The organism is Pseudomonas citronellolis, assembly GCF_900112375.1.
GTDB lineage: Bacteria > Pseudomonadota > Gammaproteobacteria > Pseudomonadales > Pseudomonadaceae > Pseudomonas > Pseudomonas citronellolis.
The window spans coordinates 77,724-96,308 of sequence record NZ_FOLS01000023.1 but is presented as its reverse complement, the minus strand read 5'-3'; the positions used below and the strand labels follow the sequence as shown (position 1 = coordinate 96,308).

Genomic DNA, 18,585 nt, shown 5'->3' with positions numbered 1-18,585 from the left:
GAACCCCAACGACGAAACCCTTGTATAAGAACAAGACGAGGTGAATATCATGACCGTGAAGATTTCCCAGACTGCCGAGATCCAGAAGTTCTTCGAAGAAGCCGCCGGCTACGGCAACGACAACGGCAGCCCGCGCCTGAAGCAGATCGTCCTGCGCGTGCTGCAGGACACCGCGAAACTCATCGAGGACCTGGAAGTCACCGACGACGAATTCTGGACCGCCGTGGACTACCTGAACCGCCTGGGCGGCCGCGGCGAAGCCGGCCTGCTGGTGGCCGGCCTGGGCATCGAGCACTTCATCGACCTGCTCAACGACGCCAAGGACGCGCAGATCGGCAAGACCGGCGGCACCCCGCGCACCATCGAAGGCCCGCTGTACGTGGCCGGCGCGCCCATCGTCGAGGGCGAGGCGCGCATGGACGACGGCAGCGAAGACGGCGTGGCCACCGTGATGTTCCTCGAAGGCCAGGTGCTGGACCTGGACGGCAAGCCCGTCGCCGGCGCCACCGTCGACCTGTGGCACGCCAACACCAAGGGCAACTACTCCTACTTCGACCAGAGCCAGTCCGAGTACAACCTGCGCCGCCGCATCACCACCGACGCCGAGGGCCGCTACCGCGCCCGCAGCATCGTCCCCAGCGGCTACGGCTGCGACCCGCAGGGCCCGACCCAGGAATGCCTGGACCAGCTCGGCCGCCACGGCCAGCGCCCGGCGCACATCCACTTCTTCATCTCGGCGCCCGGCTACCGCCACCTGACCACCCAGATCAACCTGTCGGGCGACCAGTACCTGTGGGACGACTTCGCCTACGCCACCCGCGACGGCCTGGTCGGCGAAGTGAAGTTCGCCGACAACGTCCGCGGCATCGACGGCCGCGTCGCCGAGCTGGAATTCAGCTTCCAGCTGCAGAAGGCCGCCAGCGCCGAAGACGAACAGCGCAGCCACCGCCCGCGCGCGCTGCAGGTGCAGGGCGCCTGAGGCGCTGTCCACTGGGTTCCCGCGTGCGCGGGAATGACGTCGGGAAACACGACTCTCAACCCGTCATTCCCGCGAACGCGGGACGCGGCTCCATTGCGAACAGCGCTTGCGCTGGCCCGAAGGGGAATAACCCAGAAAACGGTGTAGGAGCGAGCTTGCTCGCGAACCAACCCCCGCTGCGAGGCTGGGTTCGCGAGCAAGCTCGCTCCTACACGGTTACCCCAGGCATCGTCCCGAGCCGGCTTGCCGGCACGGCGAAGCCTTGCGTGCAGAACAAGAAAAAGTGAGGCGCCATGAAAGACCTCATCCGCGACTTCTCGCTGTCCGCCCTGGTGGCCGGGTTGATCGCCACCCTGATTTCCTACGCCGGCCCCCTGGTGATCATCTTCCAGGCGGCCAAGAGCGCCGGCCTGCCCGACGCCGCCGTATCGTCCTGGGTGTGGGCGATCTCCATCGGCAGCGGCGTGCTCGGCATCCTCCTCAGCCTGCGCTACAAGGTGCCGCTGGTGATCGCCTGGTCGGCGCCCGGCTCGGCGCTGCTGGTGGCGCTGCTGCCGGGCATCAGCCTGAACGAGGCGGTGGGCGCCTACCTGGTGTCGAGCCTGATCATCTTCCTGGTGGGCATCTCCGGCGCCTTCGACCGTGTGGTCGGCAAGCTGCCGCCGGCCATTTCGGCGGCCATGCTCGCCGGCATCCTGTTCAGCTTCGGCACCCAGCTGTTCGTCTCGCTGCAGGCCAAGCCGGCGCTGGTCCTGGCCATGTTCGTCGCCTACCTGCTGGGCAAGCGCCTGGCGCCGCGCTACGCGGTGGCCCTGGTGCTGCTGGTGGGCTGCGCCATGGCCATCGGCGGCGGCGAGCTGAACGCCTCGGCGCTGGTGATCGGCCTGGCCACGCCGCAATGGATCGCCCCTGAGTTCAGCCTGCACGCGCTGCTCAACATCGCCCTGCCGCTGGTGGTGGTGGCGCTCACCGGGCAGTTCGTGCCGGGCATCGCCGTGCTGCGCAACGACGGCTACCAGACCCCGGCGCGCCCGCTGATCGCCAGCAGCGCCCTGGGCACCCTGCTGCTGGCGCCCTTCGGCTGCCACGGCCTGAACCTCGCCGCCATCACCGCGGCCATCTGCACCGGCCGCGAGGCCCACGAGGATCCGGCGCGGCGCTACGTCGCCGGGGTGGTGGGCGGCGTCGCCTACCTGCTGCTGGGGCTGTTCGGCGCGACCCTGGTGTCGCTGTTCAGCGCCTTCCCTCGCGAGCTGATCGCCGCGCTGGCCGGCCTTGCGCTGTTCGGCGCCATCGGCGGAGCCCTGGCCGGCGCCATGGGCGTGCCCGAGGACCGTGAGGCGGCGCTGATCACCTTCCTGGTCACCGCTTCGGGCATGTCCTTCCTCGGCCTGTCGGCGGCCTTCTGGGGCCTGATCTTCGGCCTGGCCGCGCACCTGCTGCTGGTGCGCCGCCGCACTCCTCAACGCGAGGCGCGCGCCGTGCGCGCCTGACCATCGGGCAACGGCAAGCGGGCGCCCGGCCGGGGCGTCCGCCCAAGGCAACACGGCAGCGGAAGCAGGGCAGGGCGGCTGATCGAAGCGGACAGCCCCGGGCCCCCGTCGCCGATACATGACTCCCCGCCCTGCGCCAAGCCGCGGCCCTCCGGTCGCTCGGCAGGGGATCGCACAACCATAAGAACAAGAGAAAACCATGAGCAATCGCGTATGCGTGACCGCCGTCGCGCTGGGCATCGGCGTGGCCGCCGCCCAGCCGGCGGCCGCGGCCGAAGGGCTGATCGAAGGTGCCAGCGCCACCCTGCAGGCACGCAACTACTACTTCAGCCGCGACTTCTCCGACATCGTCGGGCCCAACCGGCAGTCCAAGGCGGAGGAGTGGGCCCAGGGCTTCATCCTCGACTTCCGTTCCGGCTACACCCCGGGGCCCATCGGCTTCGGCCTGGACGCCATCGGCGTATTGGGCCTGAAGCTGGACAGCAGCCCCGACCGCACCAACAGCGGCCTGCTGCCGGTGGGCGGCGACGGCCGCGCGCCGGACGACTACAGCCGCCTGGGCGTGGCCGGCAAGATGAAGTTCTCGAAGACCGAGCTGAAAATCGGCGAGCTGCAGCCCAACCTGCCGGTGCTGGTGTTCAGCGACATCCGCCTGCTGCCGCCCAGCTACCAGGGCACCTCGCTGACCTCCAGCGAAATCCCCGGGCTGACCCTGCAGGCCGGGCACCTCACCTCCACCCACCTGCGCAACGAGGGCGGCGACGAGAAGATGCTCGCCATGCTCAGCTACCAGCCGCAGCGCCAGGCCGAGAGCGACGCCTTCAACTACGCGGGCGGCGATTACGACTTCAACGGCAAGCGCACCCGCGTCAGCGCCTGGTACGGCCAGTTGGAAGACATCTACAAACAGCGCTTCCTCGGCCTCAAGCACGCCCAGCCGCTGGGCGACTGGGTGCTGGGCGCCAACCTCGGCTACTTCGATGCCAGCGAGGACGGCAAGCACCTGCTCGGCGACATCGACAACCGCGCCTTCTACTCGCTGTTCTCGGCCAGGCATGGCGGGCACACCTTCTACCTCGGCTACCAGGGCATGTTCGGCGACAGCGCCTTCCCCCGGGTGTTCGCCAACGTCTCGCCGCTGGGCAACGAGGTGCCGACCTACGAGTTCGCCTCCACCGACGAGCGCTCCTGGCAAGTGCGCTACGACTACGACTTCGTCGCCCTCGGCGTGCCCGGCCTGACCACCACCGTGCGCTACATCAGCGGCAACAACGTCGACACCGGGCAGGGCTTCGAGGGCAAGGACCGCGAGCGCGACCTGGACATCGGCTACACCGTGCAGAGCGGCCCGGTGGCCGGGCTCAACGTGCGCGTGCGCAACGTCATGGCGCGCTCCAACTACCGCAGCGACATCGACGAGAACCGCCTGATCCTCAGCTACACCTGGAAGCTGTTCTGAACCTCTCCGGGGCCGCTTGGCCCCCTGTCCGCCCCGGCTACCGGGGCGGATGAAGGAGGGCGCCCGAGGGTATTTCCGGTATTCCTGTAAGGGATACCTGAGAGCGCTTTTTTGATTATCCGCTTATAGGCGGCCTCCCTAGACTCGGCGAAAAACAAGCCTATGCAGGAGGTCGCCGTGTCCCATTCCTTGCTCCGCCACTACATCGCCGGAGCTTTCGTAGCCAGCAGCCGCACCTTCGACAACGTCTCCCCGGTGGATGGCCGCGTCCTCGGCCAGGTCTGCGAGGCCGGCGAGGTGGAAGTCGATGCCGCGGTCAGCGCCGCCGCGCAGGCGCAGAACGGCCCCTGGGCCAGCTACAGCGCCGCCCAGCGCGCCGAGCTGCTGGAACGCATCGCCGACGGCATCGAGCGGCGCTTCGAGGACTTCGTCGCTGCCGAGGTGGCCGACACCGGCCGCCCCGTGCACCAGGCCCGCAGCCTCGACGTGGCCCGTGGCGTGCAGAACTTCCGTACCTTCGCCGACCTGGTGCGCCAGGGCGGCAGCGAGTTCTTCGAGATGCGCACCGGCGACGGCAGCGACGTGTTCAGCTACACGGTGCGCAAGCCCCATGGCGTGGTAGCGATCATCTCGCCGTGGAACCTGCCGCTGCTGCTGCTCACCTGGAAGGTCGCGCCGGCCCTGGCCTGCGGCAACTCGGTGGTGGTCAAGCCCTCGGAAGACACGCCCTCCAGCGCCACCCTGCTGGCCGAGGTGATGCACGAGGTGGGCGTGCCCGCCGGGGCCTTCAACCTGGTCCACGGCTTCGGGCCGAACTCCGCCGGCGAGTTCCTCACCCGCCACCCGGAAGTCGACGCCATCACCTTCACCGGCGAGTCGCGCACCGGTTCGACCATCATGCGCGCCGCCGCCGAAGGCGTGCGCGAAGTCTCCTTCGAACTGGGCGGCAAGAACGCCGCGGTGGTCTTCGCCGACTGCGACTTCGATGCCGCCGTGGCCGGCGTGCTGCGCTCCAGCTTCACCAACTCCGGGCAGGTCTGCCTGTGCTCCGAGCGCGTCTACGTCGAGCGGCCGATCTACGAACGCTTCGTCGCTGCGCTCAAGGCAGGCGCCGAGCAGCTGAAGATCGGCTACCCCGACGAAGACGGCGTGAACATGGGCTCGCTGATCTCCCACAAGCACCGCGACAAGGTGCTGGGCTACTTCCAGCTGGCCCGCGAGGAGGGCGCCACGGCGGTCAGCGGCGGCGGCGTGCCGAAGTTCGGCGATGCGCGCGACAACGGCGCCTTCGTCCAGCCGACCATCTGGACCGGCCTCGCCGACGATGCCCGCTGCATGCGCGAGGAAGTCTTCGGCCCGGTCTGCCACATCGCGCCCTTCGACAGCGACGAGGAAGTGCTGCGCCGCGTCAACGACTCCGCCTACGGCCTGGCCGCCTCGCTGTGGACCCGCGACCTGGGCCGCGCGCACCGCGTCTCGCGGCGCATCCACGTGGGCATGGTGTGGGTCAACACCTGGTTCCTGCGCGACCTTCGCACGCCCTTCGGCGGCGCCCGGCTGTCCGGCCTGGGCCGCGAGGGCGGCCGCCACTCGCTGGATTTCTATTCCGAACTCACCACCATCTGCGTCAACCCCTGAGGCCAGGAGAAGCCCATGCATCCAGCCATCGCCGAAGCCGCCGCACGCCTGCGCCGGGCCCGTGAACAGGGCCAGCCGTGCGCGCCGGTGCGCGACCTCGTCCAGCAGGCCGCCAACGAACAGGGGGCCGCTGCCCTCGACCTGGCCTACGCCGTACAGCAACGCAACAACGTCGCCGACATCGCCGCCGGCTGGCGCCCGGTGGGCCACAAGATCGGCCTGACCTCCCGCGCCGTGCAGCGCCAACTGGGCGTCGAGCAGCCGGACTTCGGCCGCCTGTTCGCCCAGATGGCCCGCGGCGACGGCCAGCCCATCGCCTGGGGCGACTGCCAGCAGCCCAAGGTGGAGGCGGAAATCGCCCTGGTCCTGGAACACGACCTGTGCCACGAGCGCCACACCCTGGCCGACATCATCCGCGCCACTGCCTTCGCCCTGCCGGCCATCGAGGTCGTCGGCAGCCGCGTCGCCAACTGGGACATCAGCCTGCTCGATACCGTGGCGGACAACGCCTCCTCCGGGCTCTTCGTCCTCGGCAGCCGCCCGGTGCGCCTGGAGCGGCTGGACCTGGTGAACTGCGGCATGAGCCTGAGCCTGCGCGGCGAACCGGTCTCCGTCGGCGCCGGCGCCGCCTGCCTGGACAACCCGCTGAACGCCGCGCTCTGGCTGGCCGACACCATGGCCCGCCTGGGCGAGCCGCTGCGCGCCGGCGACGTGGTGCTCACCGGCGCCCTCGGGCCGATGGTGGCGGTGCGCCCGGGCGACGTATTCAGCGCCGAAATCCAGGGCCTGGGCCGCGTCAGCGCGGCCTTCGTGCAGAGCTAAAAAGCCGAAAAAAGCGCTGGAGGCTGGAGGGCTGGACGAAAGAGCGCCGACCTCCACCGTGGCAGGGACTGCTTGTCGTTCAGCCTCCAGCCTTCAGCGCTCTTAATCGAGCTCTTTGCTCTTGATCGAATGCTTTTCGAGGGATGCCATGAGTAAAAAACGCAAAGCCGCCATCATCGGTTCCGGCAATATCGGCACCGACCTGATGATCAAGATCCTGCGCAACGCGCAGCACCTGGAAGTGGTCGCCATGGTCGGCATCGACCCGGCCTCCGACGGCCTGGCCCGCGCCGCCCGCCTGGGCCTGGCGACGACCCACGAGGGTGTCGAAGGGCTGGTGAAGCTGGCGGTGTTCGCCGACATCGACTTCGTCTTCGATGCCACTTCCGCCAGCGCCCACGTGAAGAACGATGCCTTCCTGCTCGGCGTTAAGCCCGGGCTGCGGATGATCGACCTGACCCCGGCAGCGATCGGTCCGTATTGCGTGCCGGTGGTCAACCTGGAGCAGCACCTCACGGCCAGCAACGTGAACATGGTGACCTGCGGCGGGCAGGCGACCATTCCGATGGTGGCGGCGGTGTCCCGTGTGGCCAAAGTCCACTACGCGGAAATCATTGCCTCCATCGCTTCGAAATCCGCCGGTCCCGGTACCCGCGCCAATATCGACGAGTTCACCGAGACCACCTCGAAAGCCATCGAAGTGATCGGCGGGGCGGCGAAGGGCAAGGCGATCATCATCATGAACCCGGCGGAGCCGCCGCTGATCATGCGCGACACCGTGTACGTGCTGAGCGAGGCGGTGGACCCCTCCAAGGTCGAGGCCAGCATCGAGGAAATGGCCGCTGCCGTGCAGGCCTACGTTCCCGGCTACCGCCTGAAGCAGAAGGTGCAGTTCGACCTGGTGACCGACCTGAATATCCCCGGCCACGGCAGCTTCAGCGGCCTGAAGACCTCGGTGTTCCTCGAAGTGGAAGGCGCCGCCCACTACCTGCCGGCCTACGCCGGCAACCTCGACATCATGACCTCCGCCGCGCTGGCCACCGCTGAGCGCATGGCGCAGGCAATGGGGGCTTCGGTATGAGCCAGAAACTCTATATCTCCGATGTGACCCTGCGCGATGGCATGCACGCGATCCGCCATCAGTATTCGCTGGAGGATGTGCGTGCGATTGCTGCCGCACTCGACCTCGCCAAGGTGGACTCCATCGAAGTCGCTCACGGCGATGGCCTGCAAGGCTCGTCCTTCAACTACGGCTTCGGCGCCCACACCGATCTGGAGTGGATCGAAGCGGCGGCGGACGTGGTGAAGCACGCGAAGATCGCCACCTTGCTGTTGCCGGGCATCGGCACCATCCACGACCTGAAGAACGCCTACAACGCTGGCGCCCGCGTGGTCCGCGTGGCCACCCATTGCACCGAAGCCGATGTGTCCAAGCAGCACATCGAATATGCCCGCGAACTCGGCATGGACACCGTGGGCTTCCTGATGATGAGCCACATGCAAACCCCTGAAGGTTTAGCCCAACAGGCCAAGCTGATGGAGAGCTACGGCGCCACCTGCATCTACGTCGTCGATTCCGGTGGTGCGATGAACATGGATGACATCCGCGCGCGCTTCCGTGCCGTGAAGGCTGTCCTGAAGCCCGAAACCGAAACCGGCATCCACGCCCACCACAACCTCAGCCTCGGCGTAGCGAACTCCATCGCCGCGGTGGAGGAGGGCTGCAACCGCATTGATGCCAGCCTGGCGGGTATGGGCGCGGGAGCGGGCAACGCGCCGTTGGAGGTCTTCATCGCCGCCGCCGACAAGCTCGGTTGGCACCACGGCACCGACCTCTATGCGCTGATGGACGCCGCCGACGATCTGGTGCGCCCACTGCAGGACCGCCCGGTGCGCGTCGACCGCGAAACCCTCGCGCTCGGTTACGCCGGCGTTTATTCGAGCTTCCTGCGCCACGCCGAGGTGGCCTCGGCCAAGTACGGCATCAAGGCGGTGGACATCCTCGTCGAGCTGGGCAAGCGGCGCATGGTCGGCGGCCAGGAAGACATGATCGTCGACGTGGCCCTGGACCTGCTGGCCAGCCGGTAGGCGCCGGAGTCGCTGGGCTCCCGCGTTCGCGGGAGTGACGGGTAAGGGAAGGGGTTGCGTTTCCCCCGTCATCCCCGCGAACGCGGGGATCCAGCGCCTTCGAGGCCGCGCCCCTGCTGACCTCGACCTCGACTGTAGGAGCAGGCCCTGCCTGCGATTCGCGCGCAGGGCGCGCTCCTACACGGGAACGACGTGGCGGAGGCGCAGGAGAAACACCCCCGTAGGATGGGTTGAGCCTGCGATACCCATCGCTATGCCTGATGGGTTTCGCAGGCTCAACCCATCCTACGAAAGCACCGACCTAGCCTGTAGGAGCGAGCTTGCTCGCGAACCAACCCCCGCTGCGAGACCGGGTTCGCGAGCAAGCTCGCTCCTACGAAAAGCCTGAATTGCAGGAGCACCACACATGAGCACCGACATCCCCCGCATCGCCCAGGCCCTCGACCAGGCCGCGCGGCATGCCGAACCCCTGGCGCAATTCAGCGCCAGCACGCCCTTCAACCTGGATGACGCCTATCGCATCCAGCGCGCTTCCATGCAGCGCCGCTACGACGACGGCGAGCGCAGCATCGGCGTCAAGCTGGGCTTCACCAGCCGCGCCAAGATGGTCCAGATGGGCGTCGACAGCCTGATCTGGGGCTGGCTCACCGACGCCATGCTGGAAGAGGACGGCGACCTGGTCGACCTGGCCCGCTACATCCACCCGCGCGTCGAGCCGGAAGTCTGCTTCCTCACCCGCCGCGCCATCGACCGCCCGCTGACCCTGCTGGAAGCCGCCGACTACATCGAGGCCGTGGCCCCGGCGCTGGAGATCATCGACTCGCGCTACCAGGCCTTCAAGTTCAGCCTCGAGGACGTGGTGGCGGACAACTGCTCCTCCGCCGGCCTCACCGTCGGCCCCTGGTCGCGGGACTTCAGCGCCCTGGCCAATGCCGGCGTGGTGCTGCGCCTGGATGGCCGCGTGGTCCAGGCCGGTTCCACCGCCGCCATCCTCGGCAACCCGCTGCGCAGCCTGGTGCAGGCCTCGCGCCTGCTGCACCAGGCGCAGATCGAACTGCCCGCCGGCAGCCTGGTGATGGCCGGCGCCGCCACCGCCGCCGAGGCGCTGCGCCCCGGCATGCACGTCAGCGTCGAAGTCCAGGGCCTGGGGCAGAGCAGTTTCAGCGTCCGCAACCCTCAAGGAGCAGCAGCATGAGCGACAACAAATCCACCGTGGTCGCCGGCAAGGCCACCCCGCGCGGGCGCTTCCCGCACATCAAGCGCGCCGGTGATTTCCTCTTCGTCTCCGGCACCAGCTCGCGGCGCCCGGACAACAGCTTCGTCGGCGTCGAGGTGGACGCCATGGGCACCACCAACCTCGACATCCGCGCCCAGACCCGCGCGGTGATCGAGAACATCCGCGACATCCTCGCCAGCGAGGGCGCGCGACTGTCGGACGTGGTCGAGATCAGCAGCTTCCTCGTCGATATGAACGACTTCGGCGGCTACAACCAGGTCTACGCCCAGTACTTCGACGAGAACGGCCCGACCCGCACCACCGTGGCCGTGCACCAACTGCCGCACCCGCACCTGCGCATCGAGATCAAGGCGGTGGCCTACGCCCCCCGCACCCGTTGAACCGCTGGGAGACAACAACAATGGACAAGCACCACTTCAGCGCCCCCTTCAATTTCAACCGCTGGCTCGACGAGCACGCCCACCTGCTCGAGCCGCCGGTGAACAACCAGCAGATCTGGCAGGGCAGCGACTACATGGTCACCGTGGTCGGCGGCCCCAACCAGCGCACCGACTTCCACGACGACCCGGTGGAAGAGTTCTTCTACCAGTTCAAGGGCAACGCCTACCTGAACATCTGGGACCGCGGCCGCTACGAGCGGGTGGACCTCAAGGAAGGCGACATCTACCTGATGGCCCCGCACGTCATCCATTCGCCGCAGCGCCCCGAGCCCGGCAGCCTGTGCCTGGTCATCGAGCACCGCCGCCCGGCGGGCCAGCATGACGCCCTGCAATGGTCCTGCGCGCGCTGCGGCTGCCTGATCAAGCGCTACGAGATGCAGCTGCAAAGCATCGTCGCCGACCTGCCGCCGGTGTACGAGCAGTTCTACGCCACCTCCGACGAGGAACGCCGCTGCCACGAATGCGGCGAGATCCATCCCGGCCGCGACTGGCAGGCCTGGCACCAGACACTCAACGAGTTCCACTCCGTATGAAGATCGACATCCACTCGCACTTCTTCCCGCGCATCACCCAGGCCGAGGCCGCGCGCCTGCACCCGCAGCGCGCGCCCTGGCTGCACACCGAGGGCCGGCGCGGGCAGATCATGCTCGGCGACAAGCCGTTCCGCCCGGTGCACGACGTGCTCTGGGACCCGGTGCGACGCATCGAACACCTGGACGAGCAGGGCCTGGACGCCCAGGTGATGTGCGCCACCCCGGTGATGTTCGGCTACGACCAGCCCATCGAACGCGCCTTGCCCTGGGCGCAGCTGATGAACGACCGCGCCCTGGAGATGACCGCCGCCGCCCCGGAGCGCCTCAAGGTGCTGGCCCAGGTGCCGTTGCAGGACATTGACGCCGCCTGCCGCGAAGCCAGCCGGGCCATGGCCTGCGGCCACGTCGGCGTGCAGATCGGCAACCACGTCGGCGAGCGCGACCTGGACGATTCCGGCCTGGAGATCTTCCTGCGCCACTGCGCCAACGAAGGCATCCCGCTGCTGGTGCACCCCTGGGACATGATGGGCCGCGAGCGCATGAAGAAGTGGATGCTGCCCTGGCTGGTGGCCATGCCGGCGGAAACCCAGCTGGGCATCCTCTCGCTGATCCTCTCCGGCGCCTTCGAGCGCCTGCCCGAGTCGCTGCGCATCTGCTTCGCCCACGGCGGCGGCGGCTTCGCCTTCCTGCTCGGGCGGGTGGACAACGCCTGGCGCCACCGCGACATCGTCCGCGAGGACTGCCCGCAACTGCCGTCCAGCTACGTCAAGCGCTTCTTCGTCGACTCGGCGGTATTCGACCCCGGCGCGCTGCGCCTGCTGGTGGACGTGATGGGCGCCGACCGCGTGATGCTCGGCTCCGACTCGCCCTTCCCGCTGGGCGAACAGAGCATCGGCGCCGGCGTGCTGGAACACCCGCAGCTCAGCGAGCAGGACAAGGCGCGCATCTGCGCCGGCAACGCCCAGGCTTTCTTCGGCCTTTGAGAGGGGACACGCGGTGGCTTCCGACCCGGCGGCAGCGGGCCGGACGGCGCGGCGAGCGCATCGGCACTCAGCGGATCGAAGCCGCCGACTATGCGGATAGACCGGCAGGGAGCGGCGGCCGCTAATGGCTGGGCGTGCCGGGCCGGTACCGGCCAAGCGACCAATAACAACAATAGAAGGTAGAACACGATGAAAGCTCTGCGCATCCTGGGCGCCGTCGGCGCCACCTTGCTGGCGCTGCATGGCGCCCCCGCCTCCGCGGCGGCGGAAGACAGCATCAAGGTGACCCTGCTGGGCACCGGGACCCCCATCCTCAACGTCAACCGCTTCGGCATGAGCACCCTGGTCGAGGCCGGCCCGCACAAGCTGCTGTTCGACGCCGGGCGCGGCGCCGCCATCCGCCTGCACCAGCTGCAGGTGCCGCTGCGCGATATCGAAGCGGTGTTCATCACGCACCTGCACTCCGACCACTTCACCGGCCTGCCGGACCTGTACGCCACCGCGCCGCTGCCCACCGACGACGGCCGGCGCACCCGGGCCCTGCCGGTCTATGGGCCCAAGGGCATCGACAGCGTGGCGCGGGGCATCGAGCAGATGTTCAGCGAGAACAACCGCATCCGCGGCAAGGAGACCAACGCGCAGGCCGCTCGCATCGCCGACCAGGCCATACCGGCGGAAGGCGGTGTGGTCTTCGACAAGGAGGGCGTGAAGGTCACCGCGTTCCTGGTGGACCACGGCTACGTGAAGCCGGCGTACGGCTATCGCATCGACTACGCGGGGCGGTCGGTGGTGCTCTCCGGCGACACCACCTATGCCCCCAACCTGGTCCGCCAGGCCAAGGGCGTGGACCTGCTGGTGCACTCCCTGTCGATCGCCAGCCATCAGCTGGAAAAGGCCTACCCCGACTACGTGAAGCACTTCTACGACTACCTGGCCAACCCGGAGACGGTGGCGAAAGTGCTCAGCGAGACGCGTCCGCGCGATGCGGTGTTCTCGCACATCTCGCTGTACAGCCGTGGTGACATCGGCCGCGCCTCCGAAGAGGACATCCGTTCGCGCGTGGCCCAGGGCTACGACGGTTCCTTCGTCATCGGCCAGGACCTGATGGCCTTCGAACTGACGCCCAAGGGCGTGCTGCGCGAGCCCTACGACGCCGCGCTGCGCCAGCGCGAACCGGTGAACTGACGACTCCGCTACCGACTCATTCCTGCCGCCGGGCTGCCGGTGGCAGGGGACGCTTTGCCTACAACAACGAGAAGAGTGCAAGCAGCATGAGCAATCACCCCAAACTGTCCCTGGCGGTGCTCGCCTCCGGCACCCTGGCGGCGCTGCCCCAGGTCGAGGCCGGCGAGGGCCTGGTCGAGGGCGCCAGCGCCACCCTGCAGGCGCGCAACTACTACTTCAGCCGCGACTATTCGGACATCGTCGGCGCCAGCCGGCAATCGAAGGCGGAGGAGTGGGCCCAGGGCTTCATCCTCGACTTCCGTTCCGGCTACACGCCGGGCCCCGTGGGCTTCGGCGTGGACGCCATCGGCCTGCTCGGCCTGAAGCTGGACAGCAGCCCGGACCGGGCCAACACCGGCCTGCTGCCGGTGGACGGCGACGGCCGCGCGCCGGACGACTACAGCCGCCTGGGCGTGGCGCTGAAGGCGAAGGTCTCGCACAGCGAACTCAAGCTCGGCGAACTGCAGCCCAACCTGCCGGTGCTGCCGGCCAGCGACAACCGCCTGCTGCCGCCGACCTACCAGGGCGCCATGCTGGCCTCCGCGGAGATTCCCGGCCTGGCCCTGCAGGCGGGCCGGCTGAAGTCCTACAGCATGCGCAACGAGGCCGGCACCAGCGACCTGCAGGCGATGGTCGGCGCGACGCCCTACCGCCAGGTGGAAAGCGACGCCTTCAACTTCGCCGGTGGCGACTATGACTTCAACGCCAAGCGCACCCGCGCCAGCCTGTGGTACGGCCAGCTGGAAGACATCTACCGCCAGGGCTTTGTCGGCCTCAAGCACAGCCAGAGCGTCGGCGACTGGGTGCTGGGCGGCAACCTCGGCTACTACGACGCCAACGAGGACGGCAAGCGCCTGCTCGGCAACCTGGACAACCGCGCCTTCTACGCGCTGCTCTCGGCCAGGCGCGGCGGGCACACCTTCTACGTCGGCTACCAGGGCATGTTCGGCGACGACGGCTTCCCGCGGGTATTCCCCAACGTCGCGCCGTTGGGCAACGAGGTGCCCACTTTCATGTTCGCCTCGGCCGACGAGCGTTCCTGGCAGGTGCGCCACGACTACGACTTCGCCGCCCTCGGCATCCCCGGCCTGAGCACCACGCTGCGCTACCTGCGCGGCAGCAACGTCGACACCGGCAGGGGCTTCGAGGGCCGCGACCGCGAGCGCGACCTGGAGCTGGCCTACACGCTGCAGGGCGGCCCGCTGGCCGGGCTGAACGTCCGCCTGCGCAACGCCGTGGCCCGCTCCAACTACCTCACCGACGTCGACGAGAACCGCCTGATCCTCAGTTACACCTGGAAGCTCTTCTGAGCCGGCCCATCCTCTAACAACGAGAAGAACGCCATGAACAGACAAACCCTGCGCGTCAGCGACGTGATCGACAACAGTCCGCTGTCCGCCCTGCAGATCCGCGTGTTGCTGCTGTGCTTCCTGGTGGTGGTGCTCGACGGCTTCGACACCGCCGCCATCGGCTACATCGCCCCCGAGTTGATCCGCGACTGGGGCATCACCCGCGGCCAACTGGCCCCGGCCTTCGCCGCCGGGCTGTTCGGCATGCTGGTGGGCAGTGTCGGCTTCGGCCCGGTGGCCGACCGCAAGGGCCGCAAGTTCGTCCTGCTGCTCAGCCTGGGCATAGTCGCCCTGGGCACCCTGGCCTGCGCCCTGGCGCCGAACATCGAGGTGCTCACCGCGCTGCGCTTCTTCACCGGCCTGGGCCTGGGCGGCGTGCTGCCCAACGCCATCACCCTCAGCTCGGAATACTCGCCGGCGCGGCGGCGCATGCTGCTGGTGACCCTGAGCTATTCCGGCTTCACCCTGGGCCTGGCCCTGGGCGGCTGGGTGGCCGGCCTGCTGCTGCCGCTGGTGGGCTGGAAGGGCCTGCTGCTGTGCGGCGGCCTGGCGCCGCTGGTGCTGTTGCCGGCGCTGGTCCTGGCGCTGCCGGAATCCACCTGCTTCATGGCCGGCAGCCCGGCGCACGCCCAGCGGCTGCGGGCGATCCTCGGGCGCATCAGCGGGCGCCAGGATCTGGACGAAGCGACCCTGGTCGGCGACGTCGCCGCCGCGCAACAGCGCTCGCCGGCCTCGACGCTGTTCGCCGAGGGCCGGGCGCTGCGCACCCTGATGCTGTGGCTGACCTTCTTCTGCTGCCTGTTCGTCTTCTACCTGCTGACCAGCTGGCTGCCGACCATCCTCCGCGGCAGCGGCTACGGCACCCAGGAGACCTCGCACATCGCCGCGATGATCCCCTTCGGCGGGGTGATCGGCGGCATCGTCATGGCCCTGCTGATGGACCGCTTCGGCGCCCAGCGCCTGCTGCCGCCGCTGTGCCTGTGCGCCGCCGTGGCCCTGGCGCTGACCGGCACCCAGCTGGGCAACGGCCTGGCGCTGCTGCTGATGGTCTTCGCCGTGGGCTTCACCCTCACCGGCGCGCTGAACAACCTGAGCATCCTCGCCGCCACCCTGTACCCGACCCACGCCCGCGCCACCGGCGTGAGCTGGGCGCTGAGCGCCGGGCGCGCCGGCTCGATCATCGGTTCGCTGCTCGGCGCCTGGCTGTTCGAGGCCGCCGGTGGCCTGCAGGTGTTCTTCATCTGGCTCGCCGCGCCAGCGCTGCTGGCCAGCCTGGCGCTGTTCGTCATGGCCCTGCGCCGCGCACCGGGCACCCCGCGGGGCGAACTCGCCTGAGGTGCCCGCGGCTGGCCGACAACGACAGGAAGGAGGGTTCCATCCCCATGCATACCTTGCTCAAGTGGCTGGCCGCTGCGCTGCTGGCCAGCGCATTACCCTTCGCCCAGGCCGCCGACGGCGGCCAGCGGCCCAACGTGCTGCTGATCGTCGCCGACGACCTGGGCTTTTCCGACATAGGCGCGCTGGGTGGTGAAATCGCCACCCCCAACCTCGACCGCCTGGCCCGCCAGGGCATGACCTTCCTCGACTTCCACGCCACGCCCAGTTGCTCCACCACGCGCTCGGCGCTGCTCTCGGGCAACGACCCGCACCTGGTCGGCGTCGGCATGATGGCCGAATGGCGCGGCCGCCTGCCACCTGCGCAGCGCGAACGCCTGCGTCCCGGCTACGAGGGCGTGCTGGCGGCCAGGGTGCCGACCCTCGCCGAGCTGCTGGGCGATGCCGGCTACCACACCTACATTGCCGGCAAGTGGCACCTGGGCAAGCAGCCGGAACTGCAGCCGCAAAAGCGGGGCTTCGAGGAGTCCTACGTGCTGCTCGAAGGCGGCGCGGCCAACTTCAAGCAGGCCAACATGGCGCTGCTGCCCAACTACAGCACCACCTACCTGCACGACGGCCAGCCCATCGGGTTGCCGGACGACTTCTACTCCAGCACCTGGTACACCAACCGCCTGATCGAGATGATCGACCGCCGCGCCGGCGACGGCCGGCCGTTCTTCGCCTTCGCCGCCTACACAGCGCCGCACTGGCCGCTGCAGGCGCCGGACGCCTACCTGGCGAAGTACCGCGGGCGCTACGACGCCGGCTACCAGGCCATCGCCGACCAGCGCCTGGCGCGCCAGCGCGAACTCGGGCTGATCCCCGAGGGCTATCCCTCGCAGGCGCAACTGGAGGGCGTGCCGGCCTGGTCCACGCTGAGCGACGAACAGCAGCGCCAGTCGGCGCGCACCATGGAGGTCTATGCGGCCATGGTCGAGGCCTTCGACGCCGAGGTCGGCCGCCTGCTCGACCACCTGCGCCGCAGCGGGCAACTGGACAACACCCTGGTGCTGTTCATGTCCGACAACGGCCCGGAAGGGCGCGACAGCATGGACGCCAGGTGGGTGGCGGAGCACTTCGACAACCGCCTGGAAAACTACGGCCGGCGCGACTCCTTCCTGTTGCAGGGCAGCGCCTGGGCGCAGGTCAGCTCGTTGCCGGGGCGGCGCTACAAGATGACCACCTACCAGGGCGGCTACCGGGTGCCGCTGTTCGCCTACATGCCCCAGCGCATCGCCGCCGGGCGCAACACGCAGCTGGCGCGGGTGCACGACCTGCTGCCGACGCTGCTGGAGCTGGCCGGCGCCGAGCAGCCCGGGCCGCGCTACCGGGGCCGCGAGGTCATCCCGCCGCAGGGCCTGTCCATGCTGCCGCTGCTGTTCGGCCGCGACGCGCGCGTGCATGCCGCCGACGAGCCGCTGGGCTGGGAGCTCAATGGCAACGCCGCCCTGCGCAAGGGCTCGCTGAAGCTGCTCTACGACGTCAAGGACGCCCAGGCGCGCTGGCGCCTCTACGACCTCGCCAGCGATCCGGGCGAGCGCCACGACCTGGCCATGCAGCGGCCCCAGGCGCTGGCCGAGCTGCTGCGCGACTGGCGCGCCTATGCCCAGCGCAACAACCTGCGCCTGGACGCGCAGGGCAGGCCGCTGGTGCCGCAGCTGCTGGAAGCCGCCAGCTCCCGATGAACCCCTTTGCAGGCCCGGCCATTACGGCCGGGCCACCTCCGTTGCCATTTCCGACATGAGGACCGCCCATGCCGATGCTCGCCCGCATCCCGAAGAAAACCACTCCGTTCACTCCCAGGCCGGGCCTGCCGGCGCTCACCCGGGCTGGCGACGGCACGGCCTGCCTGTCGATGCGTGGTACTTTCCGTTTCTGAGCCGGATGTCGGGGTAGTCGATGAAGTCGAGTGTGGTATCGGTCGCGCGCAAGCTGAAGTTCTACCAGTTGGTGGTGCTCGACCAGGTGGTGCAGAGCGGTTCGCTGCTGCGCGCGGCGCAGGTGCTGAACCTGACCCAGCCGGCGGTGACCAAGGTCATCCACGAGTTGGAGTCGTACTTCGACGCGCCGCTGCTCGAACGCAGCAACCGCGGGGTGAAGGTCACCGAACTGGGCGAGCTGGTGCTGCGTCGGGCGCGCTCGATGCTCGCCGAGCTGCGGGCCCTGAGCGACGAGGTGGAGGCCTTCCGCGACGGCACTTCCGGGCACGTGGTGGTGGGTACCCTGATCTCCGCCTCCACCTCGCTGTTGCCGCGCGCCCTGCGCCTGCTCAAGAGCCGTGCGCCGCGGGTGCTGGTGTCGGTGCGCATCGGCCAGTTCGACCAGCTGTTCCCGGCCCTCATCGGCGGCGAGGTGGACCTGGTGGTGGGCCGCGTGCCGGACGACTGGCAGGCCCGCGGCGAGGCGCGGGCGCTGGGCGTGGACGTGCTCTACGACGAACGCCTGTGCATCGTCGGCGGCCAGGGCCACCCGCTGCATGCCGGCGGCGCGGTGAGCCTGGCCGAGCTGCATGCCTACCCCTGGGTGCTGCCGCCGCCCGGCTCGCTGCTGCGGCAGACAGTGGACCACCTGTTCGCCCAGGCCGGCCTGGCGCTGCCGGGCAACGTCATCGAGTCGCTGTCGGTGCTCACCAACGTCGCCCTGATGCAGGACCAGCAGACCGTCGGCCTGCTGCCCCTGGAAACCGCCCGGCAACTGGCCGATGGCGGTGGTGTCCGCGCCTTCGAGCTGGATATCGCGCTGCGCTTCGGCGACATCGGCTGCTTCCACCCCAGCGGCCGCGAACTGGGCCCGGCGGCGCGGCTGTTCCGCGAATGCCTGCGCGCCGCCAGCGAGGAACTGGGCGAGGAGGGGTGAAGTCACCGCCGCTTTTCGTAGGATGGGTTGAGCTTGCGAAACCCATGGGGCCGTGGTGATGGGTATCGCTTCGCTCAACGCCATCCTACGATGGCGTTTCTCCTGCA

17 protein-coding genes are annotated in these 18,585 nt (G+C 68.9%); all 17 read left to right on the top strand.

What is annotated here, in order from left to right; all coding sequences use genetic code 11:
• The first annotated feature begins 49 nt into the window (after positions 1-49).
• A complete protein-coding gene (gene catA, locus BM060_RS21130; RefSeq protein WP_074982701.1) occupies positions 50-979 on the top strand; it encodes a catechol 1,2-dioxygenase in 930 nt (309 codons plus the stop codon).
• A 293-nt stretch (positions 980-1,272) separates the two neighbouring features.
• Positions 1,273-2,472 carry a benzoate/H(+) symporter BenE family transporter gene (locus BM060_RS21125; RefSeq protein ID WP_074982699.1) on the top strand — a complete coding sequence of 400 codons (1,200 nt, stop codon included), beginning with the start codon at positions 1,273-1,275 and terminating at the stop codon, positions 2,470-2,472.
• A gap of 199 nt (positions 2,473-2,671) precedes the next feature.
• Complete coding sequence (locus tag BM060_RS21120) at positions 2,672-3,931, top strand: OprD family porin (protein ID WP_074982697.1); 1,260 nt, start codon at positions 2,672-2,674, stop codon at positions 3,929-3,931.
• Positions 3,932-4,108: 177 nt separating this feature from the next.
• Entirely contained in the window at positions 4,109-5,569 is a 1,461-nt protein-coding gene (locus tag BM060_RS21115) for a 2-hydroxymuconic semialdehyde dehydrogenase (protein WP_425352272.1), read from the top strand.
• A 15-nt stretch (positions 5,570-5,584) separates the two neighbouring features.
• Complete coding sequence (locus BM060_RS21110; RefSeq protein WP_074982693.1) at positions 5,585-6,391, top strand: 2-keto-4-pentenoate hydratase; 807 nt, start codon at positions 5,585-5,587, stop codon at positions 6,389-6,391.
• Between the two features lie 148 nt (positions 6,392-6,539).
• The gene (locus BM060_RS21105) at positions 6,540-7,472 is read left to right on the top strand and encodes an acetaldehyde dehydrogenase (acetylating) (RefSeq protein ID WP_074982691.1); all 933 of its coding nucleotides are present in this window, start codon (positions 6,540-6,542) and stop codon (positions 7,470-7,472) included.
• Positions 7,469-8,479 (top strand): 4-hydroxy-2-oxovalerate aldolase, encoded by a 1,011-nt coding sequence (gene mhpE / locus BM060_RS21100; protein ID WP_074982689.1) that lies wholly within the window; start codon positions 7,469-7,471, stop codon positions 8,477-8,479. The genes BM060_RS21105 and mhpE overlap by 4 nt, the downstream gene beginning before the upstream one ends.
• Positions 8,480-8,885: 406 nt before the next feature.
• Positions 8,886-9,674 (top strand): 2-keto-4-pentenoate hydratase, encoded by a 789-nt coding sequence (locus tag BM060_RS21095; protein ID WP_074982687.1) that lies wholly within the window; start codon positions 8,886-8,888, stop codon positions 9,672-9,674.
• Complete coding sequence (locus BM060_RS21090; RefSeq protein WP_074982685.1) at positions 9,671-10,096, top strand: RidA family protein; 426 nt, start codon at positions 9,671-9,673, stop codon at positions 10,094-10,096. Before BM060_RS21095 ends, BM060_RS21090 begins: the two co-directional genes overlap by 4 nt.
• 20 nt (positions 10,097-10,116) lie before the next feature.
• A complete protein-coding gene (locus BM060_RS21085) occupies positions 10,117-10,689 on the top strand; it encodes a 3-hydroxyanthranilate 3,4-dioxygenase (RefSeq protein WP_074982683.1) in 573 nt (190 codons plus the stop codon).
• Positions 10,686-11,672: an amidohydrolase family protein gene (locus tag BM060_RS21080; protein WP_074982681.1), complete on the top strand. Its 987-nt coding sequence runs from the start codon at positions 10,686-10,688 to the stop codon at positions 11,670-11,672. The genes BM060_RS21085 and BM060_RS21080 overlap by 4 nt, the downstream gene beginning before the upstream one ends.
• A 189-nt stretch (positions 11,673-11,861) precedes the next feature.
• Positions 11,862-12,857 (top strand): MBL fold metallo-hydrolase, encoded by a 996-nt coding sequence (locus BM060_RS21075; RefSeq protein WP_074982679.1) that lies wholly within the window; start codon positions 11,862-11,864, stop codon positions 12,855-12,857.
• A gap of 86 nt (positions 12,858-12,943) precedes the next feature.
• Positions 12,944-14,206: an OprD family porin gene (locus tag BM060_RS21070; RefSeq protein ID WP_074982677.1), complete on the top strand. Its 1,263-nt coding sequence runs from the start codon at positions 12,944-12,946 to the stop codon at positions 14,204-14,206.
• Positions 14,207-14,239: 33 nt separating this feature from the next.
• On the top strand, positions 14,240-15,580 hold the full coding sequence (locus BM060_RS21065) for an MFS transporter (protein ID WP_074982675.1): 1,341 nt from the start codon (positions 14,240-14,242) through the stop codon (positions 15,578-15,580).
• Positions 15,581-15,627: 47 nt separating this feature from the next.
• Positions 15,628-17,307: an arylsulfatase gene (locus tag BM060_RS21060; RefSeq protein WP_074982672.1), complete on the top strand. Its 1,680-nt coding sequence runs from the start codon at positions 15,628-15,630 to the stop codon at positions 17,305-17,307.
• A 68-nt stretch (positions 17,308-17,375) separates the two neighbouring features.
• Positions 17,376-17,501 (top strand): hypothetical protein, encoded by a 126-nt coding sequence (locus BM060_RS33390; protein WP_255314656.1) that lies wholly within the window; start codon positions 17,376-17,378, stop codon positions 17,499-17,501.
• Positions 17,502-17,521: 20 nt separating this feature from the next.
• On the top strand, positions 17,522-18,478 hold the full coding sequence (locus BM060_RS21055) for a LysR substrate-binding domain-containing protein (RefSeq protein ID WP_074982670.1): 957 nt from the start codon (positions 17,522-17,524) through the stop codon (positions 18,476-18,478).
• Positions 18,479-18,585 lie beyond the last annotated feature (107 nt).